This window comes from Kitasatospora sp. NPDC049285 (genome assembly GCF_040678815.1).
GTDB lineage: Bacteria > Actinomycetota > Actinomycetes > Streptomycetales > Streptomycetaceae > Kitasatospora.
The window spans coordinates 1-1,660 of the sequence record NZ_JBFAQR010000142.1 but is presented as its reverse complement, the minus strand read 5'-3'; the positions used below and the strand labels follow the sequence as shown (position 1 = coordinate 1,660).

The following is a 1,660-nucleotide window of genomic DNA, read 5'->3' as shown; positions in this document are numbered from 1 at the left end:
AGCCCCGGACGACACCGACCCCCGCGACCAGCCGATGCCACAGGCCGACACCCTCGAACCCCACCATGACGAGGAACTCGACTACAACGCATACCCGACGAACGACGATGGCGTGTACCTGACATACAACGGCGTGTACCTGCCGTACGACGACGCGGCGGACCCCGGTCGGCCGGACCGGCCCGACAGCCTCGACCCCACCCTCACCCGCCCCGAAGCCGGGTTCCGCGACTCCCTCCTCGACGGCGAAGACGACCACCCTGTGGCCTGGAACACCGCCCTGGGCAGCGTCACCGCCCACGGACAGTGGAACAACGCCGTCGGCAGCGCCGCTCCCGTGCTCTACGCCGGTCACTTCGGGCCCGGACTGCTGATCGCCGACCAGGTCAGCGGCCGCGTCACCGCGATCCACCCCGACGGCTCCAGCACCTACCCCACACCCGACCAAGCAGCCCACCTCGCCACCGAACAGAACTACACCGTCGTGGTCCACTCCCCCGGCCACTACGACGCCACCACCCCCACCCGACCCACGCCCGCCACCCGACCCGAAACGGACGAGTCCCGACCCCCCACGCCGGAACGGCACAGCCAGGCGATGGACATCGACACGGACGCAGGCGCGGACGCCGGCGACGACCGCGGGCACCCGGGCCAGGACCCGAACCCGGACCCCACGCCGGCACTCCTGTCCGCGCCCGCGACCGTCGGGGCCAGACGCACGGACGGGACCACCGCGGTCGCCTTCCTCGGACGTATCCCGAAGGCCTTCTACGCGGCCGCCACCAAGAACGCGGTCACCGTCAACGACAGGCAATTCTGGCTGCCGGGTTCGGAGGCCGAGCATGCCCGGTTCGCGCACCAGCCGCTGAAGGGCGAGCTGGTCGGCAGCAAGGTCAGGTTCACCAACCCCGACGGCGAGTGGTTCGAGGAACCCCTCGACGTGCCCGCGACGCAGCAGCTCCGGCCGGCCGGCAAGACCATCATGGTGTTCGGCGTGACGATGACCGTGCCGGGGGCGCCGGCCGATCACCCGGCGGGTGCGCCCTTCCCCGGCTGGTACGCGCGGTTGGCCGGCGCGGACGGCCACCGGGTCGTGGAGTGGTCCCGCACGACAGGCGCCCGCTTCACACCCGAAGGCGACGTGACCCCGTACGACGAGCCGACCGAGGTGTACAAGTTCCGGCTCGCGACGGAGAAGGCCGAGCGGCCGTTCACCTACCCACCGGCCCCGACCGGCCCGCAGACCTTCCGCGAACGCGTCCCGGAACTCTTCTACGCCACCGCCGGCGCGACCAGCGTCAACGTCAACGGCAAGGAATTCAAACTGCCGAGGGGTGAGCGCCGTAACCTGTTCGCGAAAAAGGCACTGTGGGGCGAGCGCACCGGCGACAAGGTCAAGTTCACCAACACCGATGGCCAGTGGTTCGACCCCACCCTCGGTCAGAGGACCGAGAGCAAGGGGCCCTTCCAGCCCGGCAGCCGGAACGTGTTCGGCGTGAAGTTGACTGTGCCGGGGGCGCCGGCTGGCCACCCGGCGGGCGAGCCCTTCCCCGGCTGGTACCCGCGGTTGGCCGGCGCGGACGGCCACCGGGTCGTGGAGTGGTCCCGCACGGAAGGCGCCCGCTTCACACCCGAGGGCGACGTGACCCCTTTCGAC

The 1,660-nt window shown here is 71.0% G+C and carries 1 pseudogene; it reads left to right on the top strand.

The features are described from left to right. Positions 1 to 1,660, top strand: a pseudogene (locus AB0K51_RS34775) (hypothetical protein); the annotation flags it as partial.